The following is a 22,863-nucleotide window of genomic DNA, read 5'->3' as shown; positions in this document are numbered from 1 at the left end:
ATATGTCCAGTCCTGCAAACTTTAATGGTTCACGTCCGGTCATCGATGTGAATGATTCCGTCATGCTGCTTATCGATCATCAGAGTGGGCTGTTCCAGACCGTCGGCGATATGCCAATGCCGGAACTGCGTGCGCGTGCCGCCGCGCTGGCTAAAATCGCAACCCTGGCGAAGATGCCGGTAATTACCACGGCGTCGGTACCGCAGGGGCCTAACGGCCCGTTGATCCCAGAGATCCATGCCAATGCGCCACATGCCCAATACGTAGCACGTAAAGGCGAAATCAACGCCTGGGATAACGAAGACTTCGTGAAAGCGGTCAAAGCAACGGGTCGTAAGACGCTGATTATTGCCGGTACGATCACCAGCGTGTGCATGGCTTTCCCGGCCATCAGCGCGGTTGCGGAGGGCTACAAGGTCTTCGCAGTGATCGACGCTTCCGGTACTTACAGCAAAATGGCGCAGGAAATCACCCTGGCACGTGTTGTTCAGGCTGGCGTGATACCGATGGATACCGCCGCCGTCGCTTCTGAAATTCAGGGGACATGGAACCGTGAAGACGCCGCTGAATGGGCGGAAGTGTATACCAAAATCTTCCCGGCTTATCAGTTGCTGATTGAGAGCTATAGCAAGGCCCAGGAAGTCGTGACCAACGGCGAAAAACTGGACTCGCAGCGCTAATCATATTCTCCGCGCCTGTCCGGGCGGAGGAATATGTACATTGCGTAACCAAACGAGAGTTAACACGTAAATTCTGCTTGACCGTTTTAGCGCAACTCCCTATAGTAGCGCCCCGTTGCCCCCCAAGCGGTCAGGCAGCAATACAATATGGTGAGGTGTCCGAGTGGCTGAAGGAGCACGCCTGGAAAGTGTGTATACGGCAACGTATCGGGGGTTCGAATCCCCCCCTCACCGCCATATTCGAGAAAGAGCTCGTACGCAAGTACGGGCTTTTTTTTCGCATGTTGCATTTGCCTGATAAGCGTAGCGCCATCAGGCATGTCGGTTATTGTCGGCTGAGCAGAGTTAACACTTCGTAATGCGCGGTATGTGGGAACATATCAAAAAGTTGGACGCGTTCAATGCGATACCCAGGCAACTCGCGGATATCCTTCGCCATGGTTTGTGCATTACAGCTGGAGTAAACGATAAAACGCGGCGCCATGCGGGAAAGAAAATCGCACAGCGGCTTCCCAATCCCCCGACGAGGCGGATTCACCAGCACCAGGTCCGGCACTTCTCCCTGTGCGGTAGCAAACTGGGTTGAATCCAGCGCCTGAAAATGCAGATTCTGCAACCCAAGCTCCTGCGCCGACTGTTTCGCGCAGGTAATGGCCTCTGGCGCAATTTCAATACCCGTCAGTTTCATCTGCGGCGTGGCGCAGTGCAAACCAAAACCCCCGACGCCGCAAAACAGATCCCACATGTGATTAACCGGAAGCTGTCGCACCCAGTCGCGCGCCGTGGCATATAAATGCCCAGCCACCACAGGATTGGTCTGGAAGAAGCTCTGTGGGCGTATCCACAATGGCACATCGTTAAAGCGTTCAGCCAGCGCCTGTCGTTCCGTCAGGAAGATTTCGCTCTCCCCTTCCATAATCGCCATATGCACAGGTTGAATATTGGCGGTGATCACTTTTAACTGCGGAAGCTGGGCCTGTAACCATGGCAGCGCCGTACGCAGTTGTGCTAGTTTCGCATCGGAGCGCAGAACAAAACGCAGCATCATACCGCCATCAAACCGGCTTTCCGTTAACAGCAGATATTTCAGCTCCCCGCGTTTGCGCGCCACGTTATAGGGCGTCAACCCCGCACGGGCGATAAACGGTTTAAGTGCGGCAAACACCGGCGCAAAAGACTCAGGATAGAGCGGACACTCGCACAAATCCTCCGGCGTACCGTCACGATGCAGCATCCCCAGCAGCGGTTTTTCCACGCTGCCGCTGACCACCATTTTGGCTTTATTACGAAAAGCGCTCTCCGGGCCGCTGACCGGCGCGCACCATTCTCCGACCGGATAATCGGCCAGCAGATTCTGCAGATCGGCTGTTTTGGCGAAGAGTTGATCGGCGACAGGCTGCGTTATCCACTGACAAGAGCGGCAGCGTTCGGCCTCATAAAGTGCGCACTGCATACAAAAACCTACAAATTAACAGGGGGCGAAGATTATACACGTTATTGCAAGCGGAAGAACCGCCTGCTGGACGCAGGAACAAACAGCAGTAGCAACACCAGCATATCCGGCAATTTTTGCATCACCAGCGTATGCAGGATTTCACGTCTGGACTCTCCCGCAATACTGAACAGTTCCGGATATCCATAGCCCAATGAGGCCGCCCACAGATAGACGCTGGCGATAATCTGGGTCAGTAGATAGACCCAGCGTGCCCAGTTCCGACCTTTAACCAGCGAAAATGCGCAGTAAATTTCGATAAACAGCAGCACCAGGCTACCCAGAAACACCAGCGTCAAATTCCAGGTCTGGACGCTGCGATGAATAAACTCGCTGGTTCCGCGAAACCCGAGCGTATTAAAAATCATCAACAGATCGAGACAGCGGATCATGATAATAGCCAGCGCCGCCACCTGCACTAAAGTAGGGACGTTTAAACGGGCATGTGATGTGGATGATTTCTTAAAAAATCCCAACGCGTCGTCTTCCATGAAAACGGCGCAGCCACCGCAGCTGCGCCGTATAGACAGGTTGGCAGATTTTAGTTTTTTCAGCCGCGTCTTGCACGTTGGATATCGCGAATCCGTTGTTTTTCTGTTCGCGCCATCAGATACCACGCGATAAATCCGATAATTCCTACCACGCCAAGTATCAACGTCGCCAGCGCGTTGATCTCCGGATTGACCCCCATACGTACGCTGGAGAACACCAGCATGGGTAACGTTGTGGCACCAGGACCAGAGACAAAACTGGCAATGACCAGGTCATCGAGCGACAGCGTAAAGGCCAGTAACCACCCTGAGATCACCGCCGGCATAATCATCGGCAGCGTGATGACGAAAAAAACCTTCAGCGGCGTGGCACCAAGATCCATCGCCGCTTCCTCAATGGAGTGATCCAGTTCGCGTAAACGCGAGGAAATCACTACCGCCACGTACGCTGTACAGAATGTGACGTGCGCCAGCCAGATGGTCAACATACCGCGATCCGCTGGCCAGCCGATGGCGTGCGCCAAAGCCACAAACAGCAGCAGCAGCGACAAACCGGTAATGACATCCGGCATCACCAGCGGTGCGGTGATCATAAAGGCGAAACCATTTGATCCACGAAAACGACCAAAGCGCACCATCACCACGGCGGCGATGGTACCGAGAATTGCCGCCATCGTCGCAGCGCAGGCGGCAATCGTTAAGCTCATGCCCACGGCGCTTATCATCGCGCTATCGTGGAAAAGCTCACCATACCAACGCGTTGACCACCCCGCCCAGACCGTCACCAGCTTGGAGCTGTTAAACGAATAGATAACCAACATCAGCATCGGCGCGTACAGGAAGGTAAAACCCAGTACCAGGATAAAAATACGCCACGGTGAGCGAACGACCGGTAAGTTATTCATCCGTGTTCCCCCACGCTTTTTTGCTGATATTTATGGAACCACATGATCGGCACAATCAGTAACAGCAGCATAATAATGGCGACGGCAGAAGCCACCGGCCAGTCACGGTTATTGAAAAACTCCTGCCAAAGCACACGCCCAATCATGATGCTGTCCGGGCCGCCCAGCAGTTCCGGGATCACAAACTCCCCAACCGCCGGGATAAACACCAGCATTGACCCGGCAATAATCCCGCCCTTGGTCAACGGCACGATCACGCTAAAGAAGGTTTTCAATGGTCGGGCGCCTAAATCCAGTGCAGCTTCCACCAGCGAGTAATCAATACGCGTCAGCGCGGTATAAATCGGCAGCACCATAAAGGGCAAATAGGCGTAAACAATACCGATATAGACCGCCAGATTGGTGTGCAGAATCGTCAACGGTTGGTCGATAACGCCCAGCCACATCAGAACGTTGTTCAGGACACCGTTATTTTTCAGGATCCCCATCCAGGCGTATACGCGAATCAAAAATGACGTCCAGGACGGCAGGATCACCAGCAGCAACAGAATATTGCGTGTCGAGGGTTTGCTGTGCGCGACCGCCCATGCCAGCGGATATCCCAACAGCAGGCAACAGACAGTCGAAATCCCCGCTACCTGCAAAGATTGCAGATACGCATCAAAATAGAGCGGATCGTCCGTCAGTTGCAGGAAATTGCCTAAATTGAGGGTGATGGATAACTGATCGTCAGCCCATGAAATGAGGTCGGTATACGGCGGAATAGCCCGCGCCATTTCAGCCAAACTGATTTTGAAGACGATCAGAAACGGCAGCAGAAACAGGAGCATCAGCCACACATACGGCAGCGCGATGACCAGCTTGCGCCCGTGCTTCATTTGCAGCCGCGACATAAACAGCGTGAAACGCCCCACGTTATCCACGCGCGCCGGAGGTTCAAGTGTACTCATCTTTGCTCCTTAAACCGTCAACACCACACAGCTGTCCGCATCCCAACATAAACGGACTTCGTCACCCCAGGTTGGTAATCCCTTGCGATAACGATGTTCATTTTGTAACTGAGCGCTCAGCATCTGGCCACTTTTCAAGCGTACGTGGTACACCGACAAATCACCCAGATAGGCAATGTGCACCACTTCGCCTGCCGCGAAGTTATATCCCTCTGGCGGAGGGGCTTCGCAGAGCATGATTTTTTCCGGGCGCAGCGCAACATACACCGGGACGTTATCGACAACGGAAGCGTCTGCGTCCACTTTCAGCGGATGTACCAGTCCTGGAGACTCAATAACCAGACCATCTTCCTGACGTTCTTTCAGCAGCCCCTCAAAGACGTTAACCGAACCGATAAATTCTGCACTGTAACGCGTAGTCGGATGCTCGTAGATCTCTTCAGGCTCGCCGATCTGGACAAATTTTCCACGGTTCATGATCGCAATGCGGCCCGCCATCGTCATGGCTTCTTCCTGATCGTGCGTCACCATCACGCAGGTCACGCCGACACGTTCAAGGATATCCACCACTTCCAGTTGCATGCGGTCACGGAGCTTTTTATCCAGCGCCCCCATCGGCTCATCCAGCAGCAGCAGCTTCGGGCGTTTCGCCAGGCTACGCGCCAACGCCACGCGCTGACGCTGACCGCCAGAAAGCTGATGCGGCTTACGTTTGGCGAACTCCTGCATATGCACGAGTCCCAGCATCTCACTCACCCGGCTGGCGATTTCAGTCTTTGGCAGCTTGTCCTGCTTGAGGCCAAAGGCAATGTTCTGCTCTACCGTCATGTGCGGAAACAGTGCATAGGACTGAAACATCATATTAATCGGACGCAGATAAGGCGGGACATGCGCTAAATCGACGCCATCAAGCATAATTTGCCCGGTTGTTGGCTGTTCAAATCCCGCCAGCATCCGCAACAGGGTCGATTTACCGCAGCCGGACACCCCGAGCAGAGCAAATATTTCGCCTTTATAGATAGTAAGATTGACGTCATCAACGGCGTGCTGACCGTCAAAGGACTTGGTCAGGTTGCGAATTTCAAGCAGCGGGGTCAGCGCCTTGCGGATTTTCGCTTGTGGGCGTGGGGTTGCATCATTCAATTAGGCGCTCTCCGGCATAAAACAAAGAAACGGTGCAAATAACGCACCACGGTGGTGCGTATTGCCGGGTTATGTGTGTCCGGGATCAACACTGCCCGGCAGGCGTAAATCCTGCCGGGTCATGTCCCGTACATCGGGTTATTTCCCGCTTTTTACCTTCGTCCAGGCGCGAGTACGTACACGGTCGATCTTCGGATCCTGTACTTTCAGCGTGAACAGCTTGGCGCGAACATCGGCAGGCGGGTAAATGCCCGGGTTGTCGCGCACGTCCTGGCTGACCAGTGCTGTCGCTTCTTTGTTGGCATTGGCATAGAACACGTGGTCAGAAATATGCGCAATTACATCAGGGCGCAGCAGGTAGTTGAGGAACTGATAGGCTTCGTCTTTGTTTTTCGCATCGGCTGGCATCGCGAACACATCAAAGAAGGCCATCGCACCTTCCTTAGGAATTGAGAAGGAAATATTGACGCCATTTTTCGCTTCTTTCGCCCGGTTTGCCGCCTGCCATACATCCCCGGCCCAGCCAATCGCCACGCAGGTATCACCGTTTGCCAGGTCGTTAATGTACTGCGAGGAGTGGAAGTAGCGAATATTTGGGCGCAGTTTCAACAGCAGATCGGTTGCCGGTCCGGTGTAATCATCCGCTTTGGTACTGTTTGGATCTTTACCCAAATAATTCAGCACGGTGGCAAACACTTCTTCGGGCGCATCGAGGAAAGAGACGCCGCAGCTTTTGAGTTTTTCCAGATTTTCTGGCTTGAGGATCAGATCCCAGCTATTAACCGGCGCATCCGGCCCCAGTACCGCTTTCACTTTATCCACGTTATAGCCAATACCGGTTGTTGCCCACATATACGGCATCGCAAACTTGTTGTCCGGATCGTGTTTACCCACCAGCTTCAGCAATTCAGGATCGAGGTTTTTCCAGCCAGGCAATTTGCTCTTATCCAGCGGCTGGAAGACGCCCGCGGTCAGTTGACGCTCAAGGAAACTGGCGGATGGAACGACAAGGTCAAAGCCGGTACTGCCAGCCATGAGCTTACCTTCCAGCACTTCATTGGAATCAAATACGTCATAGATAACTTTAATTCCGGTCTCTTTTTCAAAATTAGCCACCGTATCCGGGGCAATATAATCAGACCAGTTATAAATATGCAGCGTTTTTTGTTCAGCAGCGAGCGTGCCAGCAGAGATGGCCATCAGAGCACCCGCAACCAGGCCTGGTAACCATCGTTTATTTAAGGCGGTCATAATCTCTTTCCTTCTGAAAGTTCGTTAACAAACGAACAAAAATGTCACACTCTAATGATATGCAAGAAACGTGCATATTCTTTCAAGCGGCACCCATGAAAAGAGAGGACTCTCCTCACGCCGCTATTGCGCGCTGTTATCCGCCCATGCATTCAATATGCATTGTGGCCACAGGTCAGGCCACAAGGGGCTGTTTGAATGATGACGTTGATCAGCTTCGCAAGAATAACTTTAGCCAGGATTTGTGGATATAGCCCAGATTAAAAAACGTCTTTTATCAATTTTTTATGCATGAATTGTCTATGACATACAGTGGAAGGCGCTGAATGGAGGTGAATAATTCTTTAATGAACGGTTAAATGCAGAATAAAAACAGGCAATACGCAACCGCTTTGGCAGCGGCTGCGCAATATATGTCCAGATTCAGGAAGAATTAATGGAGGAAATGAACTTCGGCGTTGCTGTTTTGCGCATCTTCTTCAGCGTTAAATAACAGCTGATGCGCACCGGCCTCGAGGATCACCATCGATATTTGCTCTTCACTCTGGCGAACAAAATATTCGAACTGCTCAAACGTCACGCCCGGGATAACGGATAAAGACTGGCAGACCACCAGCTTTGGCAGATTATCATCCTGCATATCCAGAAAGGCTTTCACCGTCAGTGAACTGGCGTTAATCGCAGACAGATCGGCGGCCAGCGGCAGTAGTGCAGAAGGTCTGACTTCTGCCATCGCGGAAAACAGAATGACGTTATCGACCAAATCAACTTTTGCATCAAAGATGCCGTCAAAATTCTGCATGTGCGGCAAATGCAGCGCCTGACAGGTATCGCATTCAAAAAAACTCATGCCCAGGTCGTCGAGCCATTGACGCAACGTATCCAGAGTGGGAACGACCAGTGATGTCATAATAATGTGCGACCTCTATTGATGAAAAAAATACCGGCACAGCTTACGCAAAAAGAGCGTGTCATACTACGATCGCAATCGATATTGTGCTTAGCCGCCGATTTTAAGGCAAAATTCAGGCGTAGCGTGACGCTCAATCCACTGGATCATCTTGCCGGCAATGTCTATTCCGGTGGTTTTCTCCACCCCCTCCAGGCCAGGAGAAGCGTTGACCTCCATGACCAGCGGCCCACGTTCAGCACGCAGAATATCAACGCCAGCAACGTCCAGACCCATTGTCTGAGCGGCTTTGAGCGCAATTTCCCTTTCGCGCGGCGTGATATTCGCAATAGTGGCAACCCCACCGCGATGGAGGTTAGAACGAAAATCACCTTCTTTGGCCCGGCGCTCAATGGCGGCCACCACCTCGTCCCCCACCACGAAACAGCGAATATCTCGCCCTTTCGCTTCTTTGATATATTCCTGAACCAGAATATGGGCATTCAACCCACGAAAGGCATCCACCACGCTTTCTGCGGCCTGGCGCGTTTCCGCCAGTACCACGCCGATCCCCTGCGTACCTTCAACCAGTTTCACCACCAGCGGCGCGCCGCCAACCATGTCAATCATGTCGCTGGTATCGTCCGGAGAGTGAGCAATCCCGGTGATGGGTAAATCGATTCCCTGACGCGCCAGCAACTGCAGCGAACGCAGCTTATCGCGCGCACGCGTAATCGCTACCGACTCATTCAGCGGATAGCTACCCAGCATCTCAAACTGGCGCAACGCCGCGGTACCGTAAAAGGTAATCGCTGAACCAATCCTTGGGATCACTGCATCGAAATGAGGAAGCTGGCGGCCCTTGTAATGAATAGAGGACGCCGCCGGGCTGATGTTCATATAGCAAGAAAGGGGATCGATAATTTCAACCAGGTGACCACGCTGCATCGCCGCTTCACGCAGGCGCTTACAAGAATAGAGCGTTCCGTCCCGGGACAAAATGGCAATTTTCACCCTGCACCTCTCTGAATGACCTGGTAAAAGCTGGCGTATCATACACTGCGTTAAAATCTTTAGCGCGTAGCCCATCCCTGTTTATGCAAATATTCCAGGATAAAGGGACGACTTTCTTTAATGATGGTGCGGCGAATATGGTCGCTCCAGGTGTCACGACGCGTATTGCTCCCGCGGGTCAGATAGTACTGCGCGAGCTGCTCATCATATTGCGACAAAACGTCTTTGTTGAGTGGCTGATACTGATTTTCGTGCACCACAAGCGACGCTGGCAGTCGCGGCTTGATATCCGGGTTATCAGCAGGCCAGCCGAGGCATAGCCCAAACAACGGCAGAACATGTTGCGGAAGCTTCAGCAGTTCAGTGACCGGCTCAATGTTATTTCGCAGACCGCCAATAAACACGCCGCCAAGTCCCAAAGACTCTGCCGCCGTCAGCGCATTTTGCGCCATCATCGCGGTATCAACAACGCCCAGTAGCAGCTGTTCCGCCAGCCCGAGTTGCGCGTCAGGGCAAATCTGCAAATGGCGATTAAAGTCAGCGCAAAACACCCAGAACTCGGCAGCCTGCGCTACATGTTTTTGTCCGCCGGATAAAGTAGCCAGTGATTCACGCAAGGCGTTATCCGTTATGCGAACGATGGTTGTGCATTGTAAAAAACTGGAGCTTGAGGTCCCCTGAGCGGCGGCAATAATCGCCTCCCGCTGCGCATCCGAAATGGCATCATCGGTGAAATGGCGAATGGAACGGTGGCTACGAAGTAAATCAATGGTTGGCGTCATCTCTTTTTTCTCTGTCTGAACGTGAAGAATCACCGGGGGTTCGTGACATCAGCTGCGGCGCAACCAGTTGAGCAATACGCCACGTTAATACCACCGCGGCGGGAAGCATCAGCAGCACACCCAGAAATATCATCACCACGCAGGCTAACGGACTGCCAAGCGGTGCGGGTAAAGTGAGGTAATCGTTAAGCGATAGCAGCGCCAGCGATAACAAAACCATCCCGATTATTTCCAGCATCAATACGCTTTTGGGTAATGCACCAATTGCGCGCATAAGCGGCCTCCCGGCGAAATGGCTTTCATTATAAAACGTTCCGGCTTGTCGTGTTTAACAGTTATAGCTTGAGGATATCAAAGCAACAGGCTGAACCTGCTTTTCATCTGTCACAAATCGCGGCATCATAACAAGTATTGCCATCCGGCCTGATAAGTTCGAGGAGAGAGAGATGTTTGCCGTTATTTTTGGTCGTCCAGGGTGCCCGTATTGCGTGCGCGCAAAAGAATTAGCAGAAAAATTAAGCAATGAGCATGACGATTTTAACTTCCGCTACATTGATATCCATGCCGAAGGTATTACGAAAGCCGATCTGGAAAAGACGGTAGGTAAGCCAGTTGAAACCGTTCCGCAGATTTTTGTTGATCAAAAACACATCGGCGGCTGCACGGATTTTGAAGCGTGGGCAAAAGAGAACATGAATCTGTTCGCCTGATCGCCGTTTCTACGCCCTCCGCTGGAGGGCGTCTTCAGTTCTTTTTCCGTCGATGATGCTGATTGAACAAGTTGCTGATAAACAAAAAACACAATGCGCCAAGCGCGCACCAAAACACCGCACTAAACAACCACGCCAGCTCTTGCCACAACGAACGCGTCGGCATAAAAACGAACCGCATCAGTAACAGACAGCACGGCGCCGCCAACATGGCACCAAGAAGGGGTTTGAGCACCTCCCGACGATGGGAGAAAAAGCTTGCTGCAGCACCAGGCAGGATAAAAAACAACAATCCGACCTCAGGATGCCCTGCCGCTCTGAATGCCCCTTTCACGTTCAGCGTTAATGAAAGACACACCACAATAAAGAGCACAAAGCAGCAGACCGCACCCGCCCAACTTTGCTTATGTTTCAATTGTTCCTCCTGACACATTCTCTATCGAACACTCTTTTCGCCCGCAGGCGTCCAGTCAGATAAAGTAACCAGGCATTCCATGCCAAAAACACACTCACACGATTCTTATAGCCGTTGATACGTAATGAGATTAAACTAACCGCATATATTGTTATGCTGCATTATTTGGGGCTGTGTACGAAGCTGTCGCCCCTTAATTTCTGGCAAAAACATTAGCGTAAATTGCCATTTCTTTCAATAGCTTACTAGTAAACAAGAAGTTAGTCTCCGTGAATATAAACGTCGCAGATTTGTTAAATGGGAATTACATCCTGTTATTATTTGTGGTCCTGGCACTGGGCCTGTGTCTGGGTAAATTACGTCTGGGTTCAGTCCAACTCGGTAATTCCATTGGCGTTTTAGTGGTGTCCCTATTATTAGGTCAACAGCACTTTAGTATTAACACCGATGCATTAAATCTCGGCTTTATGCTGTTTATTTTTTGTGTCGGCGTCGAAGCCGGTCCCAACTTTTTTTCGATTTTTTTTCGCGATGGGAAAAATTATCTAATGCTTGCTCTGGTGATGGTCGGCAGCGCCATGCTGATCGCCCTGGGGCTGGGTAAGCTATTTGGCTGGGACATCGGCCTGACGGCAGGTATGCTGGCCGGCTCGATGACCTCAACGCCGGTGCTGGTCGGCGCGGGTGACACCTTGCGCCATTCCGGAATGTCGGGGACATCGCTTTCAACCGCCCTCGATAACCTGAGCCTCGGTTATGCGCTCACCTATTTGATTGGTTTGGTCAGTCTGATTGTTGGCGCGCGCTACCTGCCGAAACTTCAGCATCAGGATCTGCAAACCAGCGCCCAACAAATCGCACGTGAACGGGGTCTGGATACTGATGCCAACCGTAAGGTTTATCTGCCGGTAATTCGTGCCTATCGCGTTGGCCCGGAACTGGTGGCATGGGCCGATGGCAAAAATCTGCGCGAGCTGGGTATCTATCGCCAGACCGGTTGTTACATTGAACGCATCCGTCGCAACGGCATCCTGGCCAACCCGGATGGCGACGCGGTACTGCAAATGGGTGATGAGATAGCCTTGGTGGGTTATCCGGATGCGCATGCCCGCCTCGATCCCAGCTTCCGTAATGGTAAAGAGGTGTTCGATCGCGATCTGCTCGATATGCGCATCGTCACTGAAGAGATTGTGGTGAAAAACCACAATGCCGTTGGCCGCCGTCTGGCCCAGTTGAAGCTGACCGATCACGGCTGTTTTCTCAACCGCGTGATCCGTAGCCAGATTGAAATGCCTATCGATGATAACGTCGTGCTTAATAAAGGCGACGTGCTGCAGGTCAGTGGGGATGCTCGCCGCGTCAAAACCATTGCCGATCGTATCGGCTTCATTTCCATTCACAGTCAGGTGACCGATCTGCTGGCTTTCTGCGCCTTCTTTATCATCGGTCTGATGATCGGGATGATCACCTTCCAGTTCAGTAATTTCAGCTTCGGCATCGGGAATGCGGCTGGACTGCTGTTCGCTGGGATCATGCTGGGCTTCCTGCGTGCCAACCATCCAACGTTTGGCTATATCCCACAGGGGGCGCTGAACATGGTCAAAGAGTTTGGCCTGATGGTATTTATGGCAGGCGTCGGTTTAAGCGCGGGCAGCGGCATTGGCAATGGCCTTGGCGCCGTGGGTGGTCAAATGCTGATTGCCGGCCTGGTTGTCAGCCTGGTGCCGGTTGTCATCTGTTTCTTATTCGGTGCTTACGTATTGCGCATGAACCGCGCCCTGCTTTTTGGCGCCATGATGGGCGCGCGTACCTGCGCTCCGGCAATGGAAATCATCAGCGATACGGCACGCAGCAACATCCCCGCATTAGGCTATGCCGGGACCTACGCAATTGCCAACGTACTGCTGACATTAGCGGGGACACTCATCGTCATTGTCTGGCCTGGGCTTGGTTAGCGCTGAAATTTACTCTTAAACGAAAATTTTTTGCAGGTAAGCAGAACTTTTCTTCAAGACGTCAGTCATAACTATTGCCACTGCTTTTCTTTGATGTCCCCAATTTGTGGAGCCCATCAACCCCGCCGTTTTGGTTCAAGGTTGATGGGTTTTTTGTTGCCTGAAATTCATCCCTATTCTAATCAACCAATTAGAGAACCACTTATTCAGATGTGGCGACAAAGTGGCGACAGCGCTTTTGTCATGGCAGCACCAGACGTAAAAAACCCGCCAGCGGCGGGTCAGTATTAGTAAGCAAATTGTTCCTGCATACCTTTTGGATGAGGCGGTGCTGCGCTGATTTTTTGCGGTCGGCATACTGAGTGCACAAAAGTTTCATGGGTCACGAAAGTATGCCCGCATTCGATGTTAGTGCACTGGTTGTAGCGTTCTTTGGTTTCATTGGAAACCTGGAAGCTGCTTCGGGTATGTGCAGCCTGCCCGCACATAGGACAATTCATCATAATAATCAGCCCTCATTATTAACCATCTCGCAATAATGATGCATCATTGTTCGCAATTTGGAACTAATCATTCCATTGCGAACTCATCTATTTTCACTTCAAGCTCCATGCTGGTCGTAAATCCATTATCCGCGCTGACAGAATGCGTCAAGGTGGTAATGGTCCATTCTGCATCATCGATCGGCTGCTTAAACCCCGTCACCTTCACCGGCATTTCCGTATAGAGATCAGCCTGCCTCTCAGCGAGCTGCAGGGAAAATGAAGCAACCCCGCGCTGCAGGCGTTCCCACTGCATTTTTGCTGCGCGCGCTGCATTGCTCCGGTTGGCATAGGTACGATTAAGAACCAGCACATTTTCATCCGTTCCCACCAGATAATCTCCCTGTTTTGCTTCCGGCTCTTTGGGTGTGGTGGTTTTCTTTCAACGACGCTTAACACTGGTTGTCTCTTTTTTCCCGGGTTCACGCGTATGCAACCAGCTGGCAATAACACCGGTATAGGCACCACGATCAGCAAGGGTGAACCGATGACCGTCACCGGCTTTGCGCGTGATGGTGATAACCGACTGCGCTAACGTGTGCATAAAAGCCTCCTGTTGATACGGAAAGGGAAACCGGCGCGCCGTTATTGCTGTATCAGGTAAGTTCAACCACCATAGAGCCATCAAAATTGCCGTTGATGGTGATGGAGTCCAGCGTAAGGCGCGGTTCCCAGCGGTTCAGAGCCACATAGACCACAGACATAATCTGCAGGCGCAGTGCCGGATTCTGCGGCTGGTCAATAAAGGCAGACAGCACGGAACCATATTCCCGGCGGGCAAGACGGCTGCCCTGCGGCGTCAGCAGAATATCCCGCACGGACTGGCGCAGATAGTCTGTATCTGCGATAGCCTGCCCGTCGTTCCTGCTCATACCGATATACAACGTCATACCGGACCTCCCGTGTTCGCGCCGCCTTTCAGAACACCAGTATGCTCATGGTCATCAACTACGATCCCATTGGAACTCATCGCGCTACCGCCCAGAGTGACACCACCATTGATCACTATCTCGCTGTTAATGCGCGTGGTATCAGCCTCCACCACAAACTCACCGGTTTTAAGGGTGATATTTTCCGCCGCTTAGATCACCATGGATTTGATACCCCGGCCATGCCATCGTCCGGTGGCGGGTTCATACTCAAACCAGCCCCCGTCCGGGTACTCCCGTCACGCAGCCGTCCACGGAATCCAACGGCGGCGGAAACTGATTGGAGTAGATAGCGGGCAGCACAAATGCGGTTTCCAGATTGCCGCCCATGCTCAGCACCACCACCAGCTCATCCGGCGACGGACACCACCATATACGGGCACCACCGGCGCGCAGCGTCAGCCAGTTAATCCAGTTGGTTTCAAGCTCGCCCACTTTCACCCGACACAGCCACTTTTCCCGGTCCACTTCGGTCACAGTGCCGGTGCGGATCAGGTTGGTGATAAGGCGCATTATTTCAGTAAGTTGTGCGTTCATAGATATATGATGACAGCTGAAAACTTGTTTATAACTTCTTGCAAATTGTGGTATCGATGGTACAAATTGATTAAAGGATAAAAAAACAACCAACAGGTAGATGAATGAGTGTTATGAATCCAATAAGTTCTAATATCTTTAATGCTGAATTTTTAAACTCCCCAGCAGCAGCACTTGCCGCATGGATTTCTATTGTTGGAGCTGCTATAACTTTGGTGACGATAGTTATAAGAGCACTATTCAAATATAGAAAATCTCATGATGTAATTTTGAAAAAATCAGGAATACCTGCGTTTATTTTAAATTTTTTCCTTATACGAATATCATTAAAAAGGCTACCTACTATCACATGGGCTGAAAAATCAATCGCGGTTCTCTTTTCACTTCTTTTTTTGTATGCGATTTATATTTTTGGTCCAGTTTTCATCCAAACCATTAGAACCCCACCAAATAGCACACTGCTTTATTGGATAAAGTCCGGTGAATCATTTTACATGTCAAAAAAACTGGCGACTTCGGCTACAATATTAACCACTCCTGACTGGGAAATATCAAAGGATGATTGCGAACAGTCATCCCCTGCTAGTTCAGAGAAGTACAAATCATTAACAATCGAACATAAAGAAATTCTTTGTAAAATACTAACCACTGATGAAGGGAATGTTTATATTGATAAAGCAGTCAAGAAGTTCGTTAAAGACAAATTCTTTATCTATTCCTTTGCCCCAATGACTATATTTATTCTATTATGGTTTTCTTTAGGTTTTATGTTGACCATTCATTATTCTAAAAAAGTCAGGAAATATATTCTAACTGAACAAAAAAGTGCAATTCATTGGGCAAATGGTGAATTCAAGACAGAAGGAATCTATGCAATATATCAAGAGTTAGAAAGTAAGACTCACCATTAATGCTCGGTAGGCGGCGCTCAGCATAGCGCACCTCCGGTTCCTTCCTGCTTACACGATCACGCAGGCCGTAGTGGTGAACACGGGCAATGCGCTGCACCTTGCCCTCAAACTGCACGCTGGCAGAGTCGGCACTGGCTACAATATTCAGGTATTTCGCCGTGCGTAGCTTCGCAAACATCTGGCTTTTGATACGCCCCTTCTTACTGCGGACTGTTACCCGGCGCGGCTCAAAGCCGCTGTCCCGCACCCGCTGCTGAGTCAGCAGGCATTCAGCCGGTTCGTGCAGGACTATCTGGTGTTTGGTAACGCCTATCTGGAGAAACGCACCAACCGGCTCGGTGGTATTCTGTCACTAGTGCCATCGCAGGCGGAATATACACGCTGCGGCGTGGATCTGGATACCTACTGGTTTGTGCAATACAGCATGACAACACAGCCGTATGAGTTCACAAAAGGCAGCATCTTTAATCTAATGGAACCGGATTTAAACCAGGATATTTACGGCCTGCCGGAATATCTTTTCGCCATCCCTTCCGCCCTGCTCAACAAGTCCACCACGCTATTCCGCCGCAAGTATTACATCAAGGCAGTCATGCGGGTTTTATCATGTACATGACCGACGCGGCGCAGAACCAGGAGGACGTGAACAATATCCGCCAGGCCATGAAAAGCGCCAAAGGACCGGGTAACTTTCGCAACTTGTTTATGTATTCACCCAATGGGAAGAAAGACGGTTTCAGATTATCCCGCTGTCAGAAGTGGCGGCTAAGGATGAGTTTCTGAACATCAAGAACGTCAGCCGTGATGACATGATGGCGGCGCATCGTGTACCGCCGCAAATGATGGGAATAATGCCGAGTAATGTTGGAGGTTTTGGGGATGTGGAGAAAGCGGCGAATGTATTTGTGCGCAATGAATTATTACCAATGCAAAGACGTATTTGCGAAATAAATGAATGGTTAGGCGAAAAATTTTGAACTTTTAAGCTTATCAATTATAACTTTTATAAAAAGCAGTACATGCCGCTATATGTGCTGCCTTATCTCCATACTAATCAGCCAGAAAAAATCTAGACATGAGGGAAGTTTAACCTTTTCATTTCTTCGCACATACCATCAATGCCCGGGAATAATGTAGAAGCAGTCACCCCCATCAACGAAAGATCATTCATTGCTTTATAATAATCGGAAACTGGTATGTCAATTGCCTTTAGAAATTCAAAATCTGATTTAACCCCATGTTCATAAATAAAACCTTCGATATCATAAACGTTCGTATATGTTGTTAGTGCTTGCTGGGGCAAGGCTCGCGCATTGTTAATAGGAAGGAATTCACCAACAGATACATGGAGCCTACAATCAGTAATATTTTTATACTGGGCATAGCTAAATCTCCACTTCACAATATCAAAAACAAATATCCTTACCATTCTCTCTGAATTACCACTACTTACAACGCCAGCTTCGATGTTTTTAAATGCAAAAAAAGCCGCAACAAAAGGTGAATATGACCAATCTAATAGTGGTGTGGGGTAACCATGATGCTGAAGCAAGCTGTAAAATGCACCATTCTCCATTTCATTCTTCAAATCAAATAAATGAGATGTTAGCCCAATAGATCTTCCATAAAGCAATGGTATGTCTTTCATTACATATTTAATAACATCAAATCTTTTATTTCTATGGAATGATGTACGTAATGGCCAAATATCCGCCTGCCCACGAAAAACTACTTGACGGTAGTCAACACCAGATGAGTACACTTTAAATTCATCCCACGACATACGAGTAGCATTTAGTTTAGAGTCGCACGCGGAGATCTTATTCTCCAAGTTAGCTTCAACATCATTACCGATATTAGACTTCACTTTAATATTAAGCGATTGGTCAACAAAGCTCAACTCAATGATTAGTTCTTCTGGAAAACGATAGTCAGGATATAGCTTATTATATCCATAAAGAAAATGGTCCTTATCTTCTTCAGCTAGAAATGTCATTGGGTTAATAGGGTAAAGCTGAGTCTGGTTAATTGTTTGTGTTTGAAGATCCTTATTAATAAAGATCCAACATACCAATCCTGGAGTTCCATTCAAATTATCATTTAAATATAAAGCACCACAAAGAAGACCTTTCTCTGCTTCAATATTTAGAATCGCAAACCCATTATTTGTACCAGTATAATTCCCGCACCATTGCCCTATCATTTTCATCCTCCAATGATTTCAACTTCGGATATCATTGCATTAGCTTCATATACTAACAAGAGTCAGCGCGCGCTCGTATCCCTGCCACGCCTACCCGCTTTGTGTAGTGGTTTTCATGCAGGTGCATGACGGGCCGGAAAGCGCGCCAGTTCTGGCGGCCACGACCCATTGTGATCCTTTTTGGATCATGCGAATACATGCACCATAGGCATGCACTGCGTTATCAAGTCACCGTATGCTGTATGGGAGGGAGATTCCAACGGTGAAAAATCACTAATGCGTGCTTTCATCCTGCCTTACTCCGTACTCATTTAGCCTGGTAACCAGATCACTCGTCAACTCCGACAGCCAGGAGATCGCCACCTCCTTGTCGTCATCGCTACAATCTGAGCTGGCGACCAGCCGGGTCATAAGTTCTATCCGCTGCAGTGCAAGTGACTCCATGAACAAATCGTTCACAACTCCCTCCCAATATCACTGTTTATATATACAGCTCATCATATGTATTTAAAGCTGAAATAGTTTTTTAATCAGCTAACCCTTTGATTAATAGATAGCCTCATTCCAGCCCTCTTAGTACCACTGCCGCCATTTATCATCTTCCTGCAGGCACTTATTTCGGTAGAACAAACGCAGCCCAGCCCCGGACAGGATACTGCCACCACGCAGAAGCAGATCCACCTCGGTATCACTCGCATCAAATCCCCTAGACCTCAACTCAGAATCAAGCTGCTGGCGCTGATGATTGCTAATCTGCTGTTTGTACCCCTTCCGCCGCTTCGGTTTTATAGGGTGTTTATTCTGTACCAGCTCATTAAAAATTATTCATGGAATCATTGAGTCCTCTAGAGCGTGATCAATGTCACATAATATTGGTTGGTAAATAATTACTGCTCACAATCCATAGATACTGAGAAATGAACTTCAAAAAATTAATGATGATCGGCTTTACCGTGGCAGTTTTAGCAAGCTGTACTGCTGGTGAAAAAATCCACAACGTTCAGGTTGGAATGACAAAACAACAAGTAATTGATTTGCTTGGAACCCCTGATGGTGATGCAGTTAAAGGTAACAGCGAACAAATCCAGTACAGCAATCGGTTAACATCTGGTTGGGGATGGGATAAAGGTGATTACTACGTTACCTTTGAAAACGGGAAAGTCGTCTCTTATGGAAGCGGCGAAATCCGTGGTGCAGGCGCTCCCGTCAAAGGTGTTGTGGTATTTTAATACGCGCACTCTGATGACATTAGTTAGTTAAACGTTAGTCGAGACAAAGTGGCGGCAGCGGTTGGCAATGCCCCGTAGTCGTCACTTCTCACCACTAAACTAACTTATTGATTATTATACAACTCGCTGTTTTAATTAACCCATTTACATAAATGGTTTTTTGTTGCCTGAATTTTGCAATCGCTGACTCCCTCCCCCCGAAACTCTCTGTCACATTTGCAGCATGCTGGTTATGACACATACTTTTAGTCAGAGCTAAATGGTAATAGGTGGTTGCTATGTTACTCGCAGGCAAAGTCGCGGTAATTTTCGGTGGCAGCGGCGCTATAGGCAGTGCAGTTGCGCATGCCATGGCGCGTGAAGGCGCCCATGTGTATCTGGGCGCGCGTAGTCAGGAAAAGCTGGATTGGGCGGCCAGTAGTATTCGAACCGCGGGCGGTGCCGTCGAAACCTTTGTCGCCGATGTCCTCGACGAATACGGCACCTCAAAACAAGTTACTCACCTTGCGCAGCAAACCGGTGGAATAGATGTGGCGGTTAACGCAACCGGCTTTATGCATGAACAGGGCAAACGCATCGAGGCGTTATCCCTTTCTGAGTTTATGAGCGGTATCACCCCTTTCCTCTCGGCGCAGTTCAATATCGCAAAAGCCGTAACGCCACACATGGGCGGCAATCGTGCGGGCGTCATTCTCACCGTTGTTGCGCCCGCGGCCCCGATGGCGATGCCTGGACATCTGGGACACATCGTTGGCTGTGCGGGAACAGAGGCCTTTATTAAAGCGCTCGCCAGCGAACTGGGGCCGGCGAATATTCGGGTCGTCGGCGTGCGCTCGCATGCGATTGTGGATGCCGTTCAGGCCGGTTCCTATACCGGGGAGATTTTTACCGCTAAAGCGCAGTCCATGGGTATTACCGTCGCACAATGGTTAGGTGGTGCGGCGCAAAGTACCATGCTTGGGCGCCTGCCTACGCTTGCACAAATCGCAGAGGTAATGACCTTTCTGGCTTCAGACCATGCCGGAGCAATCACCGCAACGGTGGTGAATATTACCGGCGGCGCTACGCACAACTGACCGTTGCGGGCAACCCCGCAATACGCTCCACCATCAGCAAGATATCTTCTCGCCGCAGCGGTTTTTTGTCCGTGACAAAATGCAGCGTCATCCCTTCAATAAACGCATCCAGCGCCCGCGCCGTAACCGGAGCAAACCACTGCTCCAGCGTTTGTTGGCTGCGTAACATCCAGTTTTGCATCACCGTTTTTAGTGCCGGTTTACGGCTGGCGAAGGCATACAGCTGATACATGAGCTCCATGTTATCGGGTGTCGTGACCTGGGAGCTGTAAATCATATCGGTAATCGCATGGCAAGCCTGCGACGCATCCTCAACGTCGGCAAAAAAAGCCTGATACTGCAGCATCATCCTGTCAGTAAAACGCTCAAACGCCTCCATTAAAAGCTCATCAATTCCCGAAAAGTAATAGGTCATAGAACCCAAGGGCACCTGAGCAATTGTCGCAATCTTCCGATGTGTAACCGCATGAATACCATGGGCTATTACCGCATCCAGAGTCGCCTGAACTATTTTTTCCCGCCGCTGCGGATCGTTCGCACGTCGCACTGCATTACCTCTTCTTGCATTTGTGTACAAATGTACACAACCTTGCTAAGGTTGTCTTCTTTCCTCTTTTCTTTGGCTCGAATTCATGACTGGCATCTCATCACGCAAAGCCTTAAGACGTCGCACCTGGGCACTGTTCACGTTCTTCTTTTTACCAGGATTATTAATGGCCTCCTGGGCAACGCGTACCCCTGCCATCAGAGATATCCTCTCCATATCAACCGCCGAAATGGGCGCGGTGCTGTTTGGACTCTCAATTGGTTCGATGAGTGGCATTCTTTGTTCGGCCTGGCTGGTGAAACGATTTGGCACGCGTAAAGTGATCCGCACCACCATGTCTTGCGCAGTCCTCGGAATGGCAATCCTCAGCGTGGCGCTCTGGCTGCATTCCGCATGGCTTTTCGCATTTGGTCTGGGCGTGTTCGGCGCCAGCTTTGGCGCAGCAGAAGTTGCCATCAACGTCGAAGGTGCGGCTGTTGAGCGCGAAATGAATAAAACCGTACTGCCGATGATGCACGGTTTTTACAGCCTGGGAACGCTGGCGGGTGCCGGAGTCGGGATGATGCTTACCGCCTTCAGCGTACCGGCGACCGCGCATATCTTGCTGGCGGCGATGGTGGCTATCACCCCTATCTTCATCGCCATCAAAGCCATTCCTGACGGCACGGGTAAAAATGCCGCTGACGGGTCTCGCTCCGGCGAAAAAGGGCTGCCTTTTTATCGCGATATTCAGTTATTGCTGATTGGCGTCGTGGTGCTCGCAATGGCATTTGCTGAAGGTTCCGCCAACGACTGGCTTCCGCTGCTGATGGTGGACGGACATGGATTTAGCCCGACATCAGGCTCGCTGATTTATGCCGGATTTACGCTGGGCATGACCGTTGGACGATTTACCGGCGGCTGGTTCATCGACCGCTACAGCCGCGTCGCGGTAGTGCGCGCCAGTGCGCTTATGGGGGCTCTTGGGATTAGCCTGATTATTTTTGTCGACAGCACTTGGGTGGCGGGTGTTTCCGTTATTCTGTGGGGACTCGGCGCATCACTGGGCTTCCCACTGACCATTTCGGCTGCCAGCGACACCGGCCCCGATGCGCCAACCCGCGTCAGCGTTGTCGCCACTACCGGCTATCTGGCATTCCTGGTTGGACCACCGCTGCTGGGCTACCTGGGTGAACACTACGGCCTGCGTAGCGCTATGCTGGTGGTGCTGGCGCTGGTGCTTGTCGCCGCCATCGTCGCGAAAGCGGTGGCAAAACCGGATCTCAAAAACACCACTGTGATGGAGAACAGCTAATGCGTATCAAACTGATTGCAGTCGACATGGACGGCACATTTTTAAGCGACCAAAAAACCTATAATCGTGAGCGCTTTATGGCGCAATATCGCCAGATGAAAGAACAAGGGATCCGCTTTGTGGTCGCCAGCGGCAACCAGTATTACCAGCTCATCTCCTTTTTCCCTGAACTGGCCAGTGAAATCTCATTTGTCGCCGAAAACGGCGGATGGGTGGTCAGTGAAGGGGAAGATGTCTTTAACGGCGAGCTGGGAAAAGACGATTTCCAGGCCATTGTGGAACATCTGCTGACACGTACGGACATCGACATTATCGCCTGCGGTAAAAATAGCGCCTATACCCTGAAGCGGTACAGCGATGAGCATAAGACGGTTTCCGCCATGTATTATCATCGTCTTGAATTTGTGGATAATTTTGACAACCTCAACGACATTTTCTTCAAGTTCGGGCTAAATATTTCAGACGATCGTATCCCCCAGGTGCAGGCTGACCTCCATGAGGCGATTGGCGACATTATGGTGCCGGTACATACCGGCTACGGCAGCATCGATTTAATTATACCCGGTGTGCATAAGGCAAACGGGCTGCGTCTGCTGCAACAACGCTGGAATATTACCGACGATGAGGTTGTTGTGTTTGGCGATGGCGGCAATGATATTGAGATGCTGCGTCAGGCAGGATTTAGTTTTGCAATGGCGAACGCCCATGAGCCGGTTATCCAGGCGGCAAAATATCGCGCAGGGTCGAACAACGAAGAGGGCGTGCTGGATATTATCGACCGCGTGTTAAAGAATGAAGCACCGTTTACGCAATAACGCCTTAGCACAGACGGCAACAAAATGATGGCATGATCTATTCATAATCCGCCTCAAATTAACCCGCTGGATTATTACCTCCAGTGAATATTCAGACGAGCGG

At 50.4% G+C, this 22,863-nt stretch carries 23 protein-coding genes, 1 tRNA gene and 5 pseudogenes; 10 read left to right on the top strand and 19 right to left on the bottom strand.

Annotation, left to right across the window (positions count from 1 at the left end; genetic code table 11):
- Positions 1-2 precede the first annotated feature (2 nt).
- Positions 3-680, top strand: a complete 678-nt coding sequence (locus tag OGV38_RS14130) for an isochorismatase family protein (protein ID WP_016156101.1) — start codon at positions 3-5, stop codon at positions 678-680.
- 149 nt (positions 681-829) lie between these two features.
- A tRNA-Ser gene (locus OGV38_RS14125) sits at positions 830-917 on the top strand.
- 88 nt (positions 918-1,005) lie between these two features.
- Here the strand turns inward: OGV38_RS14125 and rlmC are convergent.
- The 10 genes from rlmC to OGV38_RS14075 all read right to left on the bottom strand — a co-directional run bounded on the left by rlmC (position 1,006) and on the right by OGV38_RS14075 (position 9,871).
- Positions 1,006-2,133, bottom strand: a complete 1,128-nt coding sequence (gene rlmC, locus OGV38_RS14120; RefSeq protein ID WP_202195225.1) for a 23S rRNA (uracil(747)-C(5))-methyltransferase RlmC — start codon at positions 2,131-2,133, stop codon at positions 1,006-1,008.
- A gap of 41 nt (positions 2,134-2,174) precedes the next feature.
- Positions 2,175-2,663, bottom strand: coding sequence for a YbjO family protein (locus OGV38_RS14115; RefSeq protein ID WP_016152418.1), 489 nt, complete (start codon positions 2,661-2,663; stop codon positions 2,175-2,177).
- A 59-nt stretch (positions 2,664-2,722) separates the two neighbouring features.
- Positions 2,723-3,568 carry a putrescine ABC transporter permease PotI gene (potI, locus tag OGV38_RS14110; protein WP_016152417.1) on the bottom strand — a complete coding sequence of 282 codons (846 nt, stop codon included), beginning with the start codon at positions 3,566-3,568 and terminating at the stop codon, positions 2,723-2,725.
- Positions 3,565-4,518, bottom strand: coding sequence for a putrescine ABC transporter permease PotH (gene potH / locus OGV38_RS14105; protein ID WP_016152416.1), 954 nt, complete (start codon positions 4,516-4,518; stop codon positions 3,565-3,567). Before potH ends, potI begins: the two co-directional genes overlap by 4 nt.
- Before the next feature lie 9 nt (positions 4,519-4,527).
- Positions 4,528-5,661 (bottom strand): putrescine ABC transporter ATP-binding subunit PotG, encoded by a 1,134-nt coding sequence (gene potG / locus OGV38_RS14100; RefSeq protein ID WP_286473605.1) that lies wholly within the window; start codon positions 5,659-5,661, stop codon positions 4,528-4,530.
- A 138-nt stretch (positions 5,662-5,799) separates the two neighbouring features.
- Complete coding sequence (gene potF, locus OGV38_RS14095) at positions 5,800-6,912, bottom strand: spermidine/putrescine ABC transporter substrate-binding protein PotF (RefSeq protein WP_016152414.1); 1,113 nt, start codon at positions 6,910-6,912, stop codon at positions 5,800-5,802.
- A gap of 433 nt (positions 6,913-7,345) precedes the next feature.
- Positions 7,346-7,822: a type III secretion system chaperone family protein gene (locus tag OGV38_RS14090; RefSeq protein WP_016152413.1), complete on the bottom strand. Its 477-nt coding sequence runs from the start codon at positions 7,820-7,822 to the stop codon at positions 7,346-7,348.
- 90 nt (positions 7,823-7,912) lie between these two features.
- Positions 7,913-8,815: a 30S ribosomal protein S6--L-glutamate ligase gene (gene rimK, locus OGV38_RS14085; RefSeq protein WP_016152412.1), complete on the bottom strand. Its 903-nt coding sequence runs from the start codon at positions 8,813-8,815 to the stop codon at positions 7,913-7,915.
- A gap of 59 nt (positions 8,816-8,874) precedes the next feature.
- Complete coding sequence (nfsA, locus tag OGV38_RS14080; protein ID WP_016156098.1) at positions 8,875-9,597, bottom strand: nitroreductase NfsA; 723 nt, start codon at positions 9,595-9,597, stop codon at positions 8,875-8,877.
- Entirely contained in the window at positions 9,581-9,871 is a 291-nt protein-coding gene (locus OGV38_RS14075; protein ID WP_019076379.1) for a YbjC family protein, read from the bottom strand. Before OGV38_RS14075 ends, nfsA begins: the two co-directional genes overlap by 17 nt.
- A 172-nt stretch (positions 9,872-10,043) precedes the next feature.
- Between OGV38_RS14075 and OGV38_RS14070 the strand changes: the two genes are divergently transcribed.
- Complete coding sequence (locus tag OGV38_RS14070) at positions 10,044-10,307, top strand: GrxA family glutaredoxin (RefSeq protein ID WP_016152408.1); 264 nt, start codon at positions 10,044-10,046, stop codon at positions 10,305-10,307.
- Between the two features lie 34 nt (positions 10,308-10,341).
- Here the strand turns inward: OGV38_RS14070 and OGV38_RS14065 are convergent, their stop codons facing one another.
- The gene (locus OGV38_RS14065) at positions 10,342-10,722 is read right to left on the bottom strand and encodes an inner membrane protein YbjM (protein WP_016152407.1); all 381 of its coding nucleotides are present in this window, start codon (positions 10,720-10,722) and stop codon (positions 10,342-10,344) included.
- A 269-nt stretch (positions 10,723-10,991) separates the two neighbouring features.
- Here OGV38_RS14065 and OGV38_RS14060 point away from each other — a divergent pair, with 269 nt between their 5' ends.
- The gene (locus OGV38_RS14060) at positions 10,992-12,677 is read left to right on the top strand and encodes an aspartate:alanine antiporter (protein WP_016152406.1); all 1,686 of its coding nucleotides are present in this window, start codon (positions 10,992-10,994) and stop codon (positions 12,675-12,677) included.
- 287 nt (positions 12,678-12,964) lie between these two features.
- Here the strand turns inward: OGV38_RS14060 and OGV38_RS14055 are convergent, their stop codons facing one another.
- From OGV38_RS14055 to OGV38_RS14040, 4 genes and pseudogenes are all read right to left on the bottom strand, one after another.
- Positions 12,965-13,180 carry an ogr/Delta-like zinc finger family protein gene (locus OGV38_RS14055; protein ID WP_047359400.1) on the bottom strand — a complete coding sequence of 72 codons (216 nt, stop codon included), beginning with the start codon at positions 13,178-13,180 and terminating at the stop codon, positions 12,965-12,967.
- Positions 13,181-13,247: 67 nt separating this feature from the next.
- Positions 13,248-13,742, bottom strand: a pseudogene (locus OGV38_RS14050) (contractile injection system protein, VgrG/Pvc8 family); the annotation flags it as partial.
- 76 nt (positions 13,743-13,818) lie between these two features.
- Positions 13,819-14,109: pseudogene (locus OGV38_RS14045) on the bottom strand (GPW/gp25 family protein); the annotation flags it as partial.
- Positions 14,106-14,685, bottom strand: a pseudogene (locus OGV38_RS14040) (phage baseplate assembly protein V). The pseudogenes OGV38_RS14045 and OGV38_RS14040, both read right to left, overlap by 4 nt.
- A gap of 104 nt (positions 14,686-14,789) precedes the next feature.
- Between OGV38_RS14040 and OGV38_RS14035 the strand changes: the two are divergent.
- Complete coding sequence (locus OGV38_RS14035; protein ID WP_269517532.1) at positions 14,790-15,596, top strand: DUF6216 family protein; 807 nt, start codon at positions 14,790-14,792, stop codon at positions 15,594-15,596.
- Here the strand turns inward: OGV38_RS14035 and OGV38_RS14030 are convergent.
- Entirely contained in the window at positions 15,538-15,888 is a 351-nt protein-coding gene (locus OGV38_RS14030; protein ID WP_415271167.1) for a phage virion morphogenesis protein, read from the bottom strand. The two genes, OGV38_RS14035 and OGV38_RS14030, sit on opposite strands and share 59 nt — an antisense overlap.
- Between OGV38_RS14030 and OGV38_RS14025 the strand changes: the two are divergent.
- Positions 15,835-16,573: pseudogene (locus tag OGV38_RS14025) on the top strand (phage portal protein); the annotation flags it as partial. The gene OGV38_RS14030 and the pseudogene OGV38_RS14025 sit on opposite strands and share 54 nt — an antisense overlap.
- A 92-nt stretch (positions 16,574-16,665) precedes the next feature.
- On the opposite strand, the gene OGV38_RS14020 reads toward OGV38_RS14025, so the two are convergent.
- Both OGV38_RS14020 and OGV38_RS14015 read right to left on the bottom strand, forming a co-directional pair.
- Positions 16,666-17,799, bottom strand: coding sequence for an FRG domain-containing protein (locus tag OGV38_RS14020; RefSeq protein WP_269517533.1), 1,134 nt, complete (start codon positions 17,797-17,799; stop codon positions 16,666-16,668).
- A 573-nt stretch (positions 17,800-18,372) separates the two neighbouring features.
- Positions 18,373-18,588 (bottom strand): annotated as a pseudogene (locus OGV38_RS14015) (hypothetical protein); the annotation flags it as partial.
- A gap of 128 nt (positions 18,589-18,716) precedes the next feature.
- On the opposite strand from OGV38_RS14015, the gene bamE reads away from it, so the two are divergent.
- Together bamE and OGV38_RS14005 are read left to right on the top strand one after the other, a co-directional pair.
- Positions 18,717-19,028: an outer membrane protein assembly factor BamE domain-containing protein gene (gene bamE / locus OGV38_RS14010; protein WP_269517535.1), complete on the top strand. Its 312-nt coding sequence runs from the start codon at positions 18,717-18,719 to the stop codon at positions 19,026-19,028.
- Positions 19,029-19,306: 278 nt separating this feature from the next.
- Entirely contained in the window at positions 19,307-20,104 is a 798-nt protein-coding gene (locus OGV38_RS14005) for an SDR family NAD(P)-dependent oxidoreductase (protein ID WP_019076378.1), read from the top strand.
- Here the strand turns inward: OGV38_RS14005 and OGV38_RS14000 are convergent.
- Positions 20,091-20,651 (bottom strand): TetR/AcrR family transcriptional regulator, encoded by a 561-nt coding sequence (locus tag OGV38_RS14000; RefSeq protein ID WP_049270788.1) that lies wholly within the window; start codon positions 20,649-20,651, stop codon positions 20,091-20,093. The genes OGV38_RS14005 and OGV38_RS14000 overlap by 14 nt on opposite strands.
- Before the next feature lie 85 nt (positions 20,652-20,736).
- Between OGV38_RS14000 and OGV38_RS13995 the strand changes: the two genes are divergently transcribed.
- A complete protein-coding gene (locus tag OGV38_RS13995; RefSeq protein WP_032946991.1) occupies positions 20,737-21,945 on the top strand; it encodes an MFS transporter in 1,209 nt (402 codons plus the stop codon).
- Positions 21,945-22,760: a Cof-type HAD-IIB family hydrolase gene (locus OGV38_RS13990; RefSeq protein WP_049270791.1), complete on the top strand. Its 816-nt coding sequence runs from the start codon at positions 21,945-21,947 to the stop codon at positions 22,758-22,760. The genes OGV38_RS13995 and OGV38_RS13990 overlap by 1 nt, the downstream gene beginning before the upstream one ends.
- The last annotated feature ends 103 nt before the right edge of the window (positions 22,761-22,863 follow it).

The organism is Citrobacter sp. Cb080 (assembly GCF_030334745.1).
Classification (GTDB): Bacteria; Pseudomonadota; Gammaproteobacteria; order Enterobacterales; family Enterobacteriaceae; genus Citrobacter; species Citrobacter braakii.
This window is presented reverse-complemented; position numbering and strand designations above follow the sequence as displayed.

Bases quoted from the DNA above. Each gene is read 5' to 3' on its own strand.
- OGV38_RS14035 (WP_269517532.1), top strand. From the start codon at position 14,790: ATGAGTGTTATGAATCCAATAAGTTCTAATATCTTTAATGCTGAATTT.
- OGV38_RS14130 (WP_016156101.1), top strand. From the start codon at position 3: ATGTCCAGTCCTGCAAACTTTAATGGTTCACGTCCGGTCATCGATGTG.
- bamE (WP_269517535.1), top strand. From the start codon at position 18,717: ATGAACTTCAAAAAATTAATGATGATCGGCTTTACCGTGGCAGTTTTA.
- OGV38_RS13990 (WP_049270791.1), top strand. From the start codon at position 21,945: ATGCGTATCAAACTGATTGCAGTCGACATGGACGGCACATTTTTAAGC.
- potI (WP_016152417.1), bottom strand. From the start codon at position 3,568: ATGAATAACTTACCGGTCGTTCGCTCACCGTGGCGTATTTTTATCCTG.
- OGV38_RS13995 (WP_032946991.1), top strand. From the start codon at position 20,737: ATGACTGGCATCTCATCACGCAAAGCCTTAAGACGTCGCACCTGGGCA.
- potF (WP_016152414.1), bottom strand. From the start codon at position 6,912: ATGACCGCCTTAAATAAACGATGGTTACCAGGCCTGGTTGCGGGTGCT.
- OGV38_RS14055 (WP_047359400.1), bottom strand. From the start codon at position 13,180: ATGATGAATTGTCCTATGTGCGGGCAGGCTGCACATACCCGAAGCAGC.
- potH (WP_016152416.1), bottom strand. From the start codon at position 4,518: ATGAGTACACTTGAACCTCCGGCGCGCGTGGATAACGTGGGGCGTTTC.
- OGV38_RS14090 (WP_016152413.1), bottom strand. From the start codon at position 7,822: ATGACATCACTGGTCGTTCCCACTCTGGATACGTTGCGTCAATGGCTC.
- nfsA (WP_016156098.1), bottom strand. From the start codon at position 9,597: ATGACGCCAACCATTGATTTACTTCGTAGCCACCGTTCCATTCGCCAT.
- rlmC (WP_202195225.1), bottom strand. From the start codon at position 2,133: ATGCAGTGCGCACTTTATGAGGCCGAACGCTGCCGCTCTTGTCAGTGG.
- OGV38_RS14115 (WP_016152418.1), bottom strand. From the start codon at position 2,663: ATGGAAGACGACGCGTTGGGATTTTTTAAGAAATCATCCACATCACAT.
- OGV38_RS14020 (WP_269517533.1), bottom strand. From the start codon at position 17,799: ATGATAGGGCAATGGTGCGGGAATTATACTGGTACAAATAATGGGTTT.
- OGV38_RS14005 (WP_019076378.1), top strand. From the start codon at position 19,307: ATGTTACTCGCAGGCAAAGTCGCGGTAATTTTCGGTGGCAGCGGCGCT.
- OGV38_RS14075 (WP_019076379.1), bottom strand. From the start codon at position 9,871: ATGCGCGCAATTGGTGCATTACCCAAAAGCGTATTGATGCTGGAAATA.
- OGV38_RS14070 (WP_016152408.1), top strand. From the start codon at position 10,044: ATGTTTGCCGTTATTTTTGGTCGTCCAGGGTGCCCGTATTGCGTGCGC.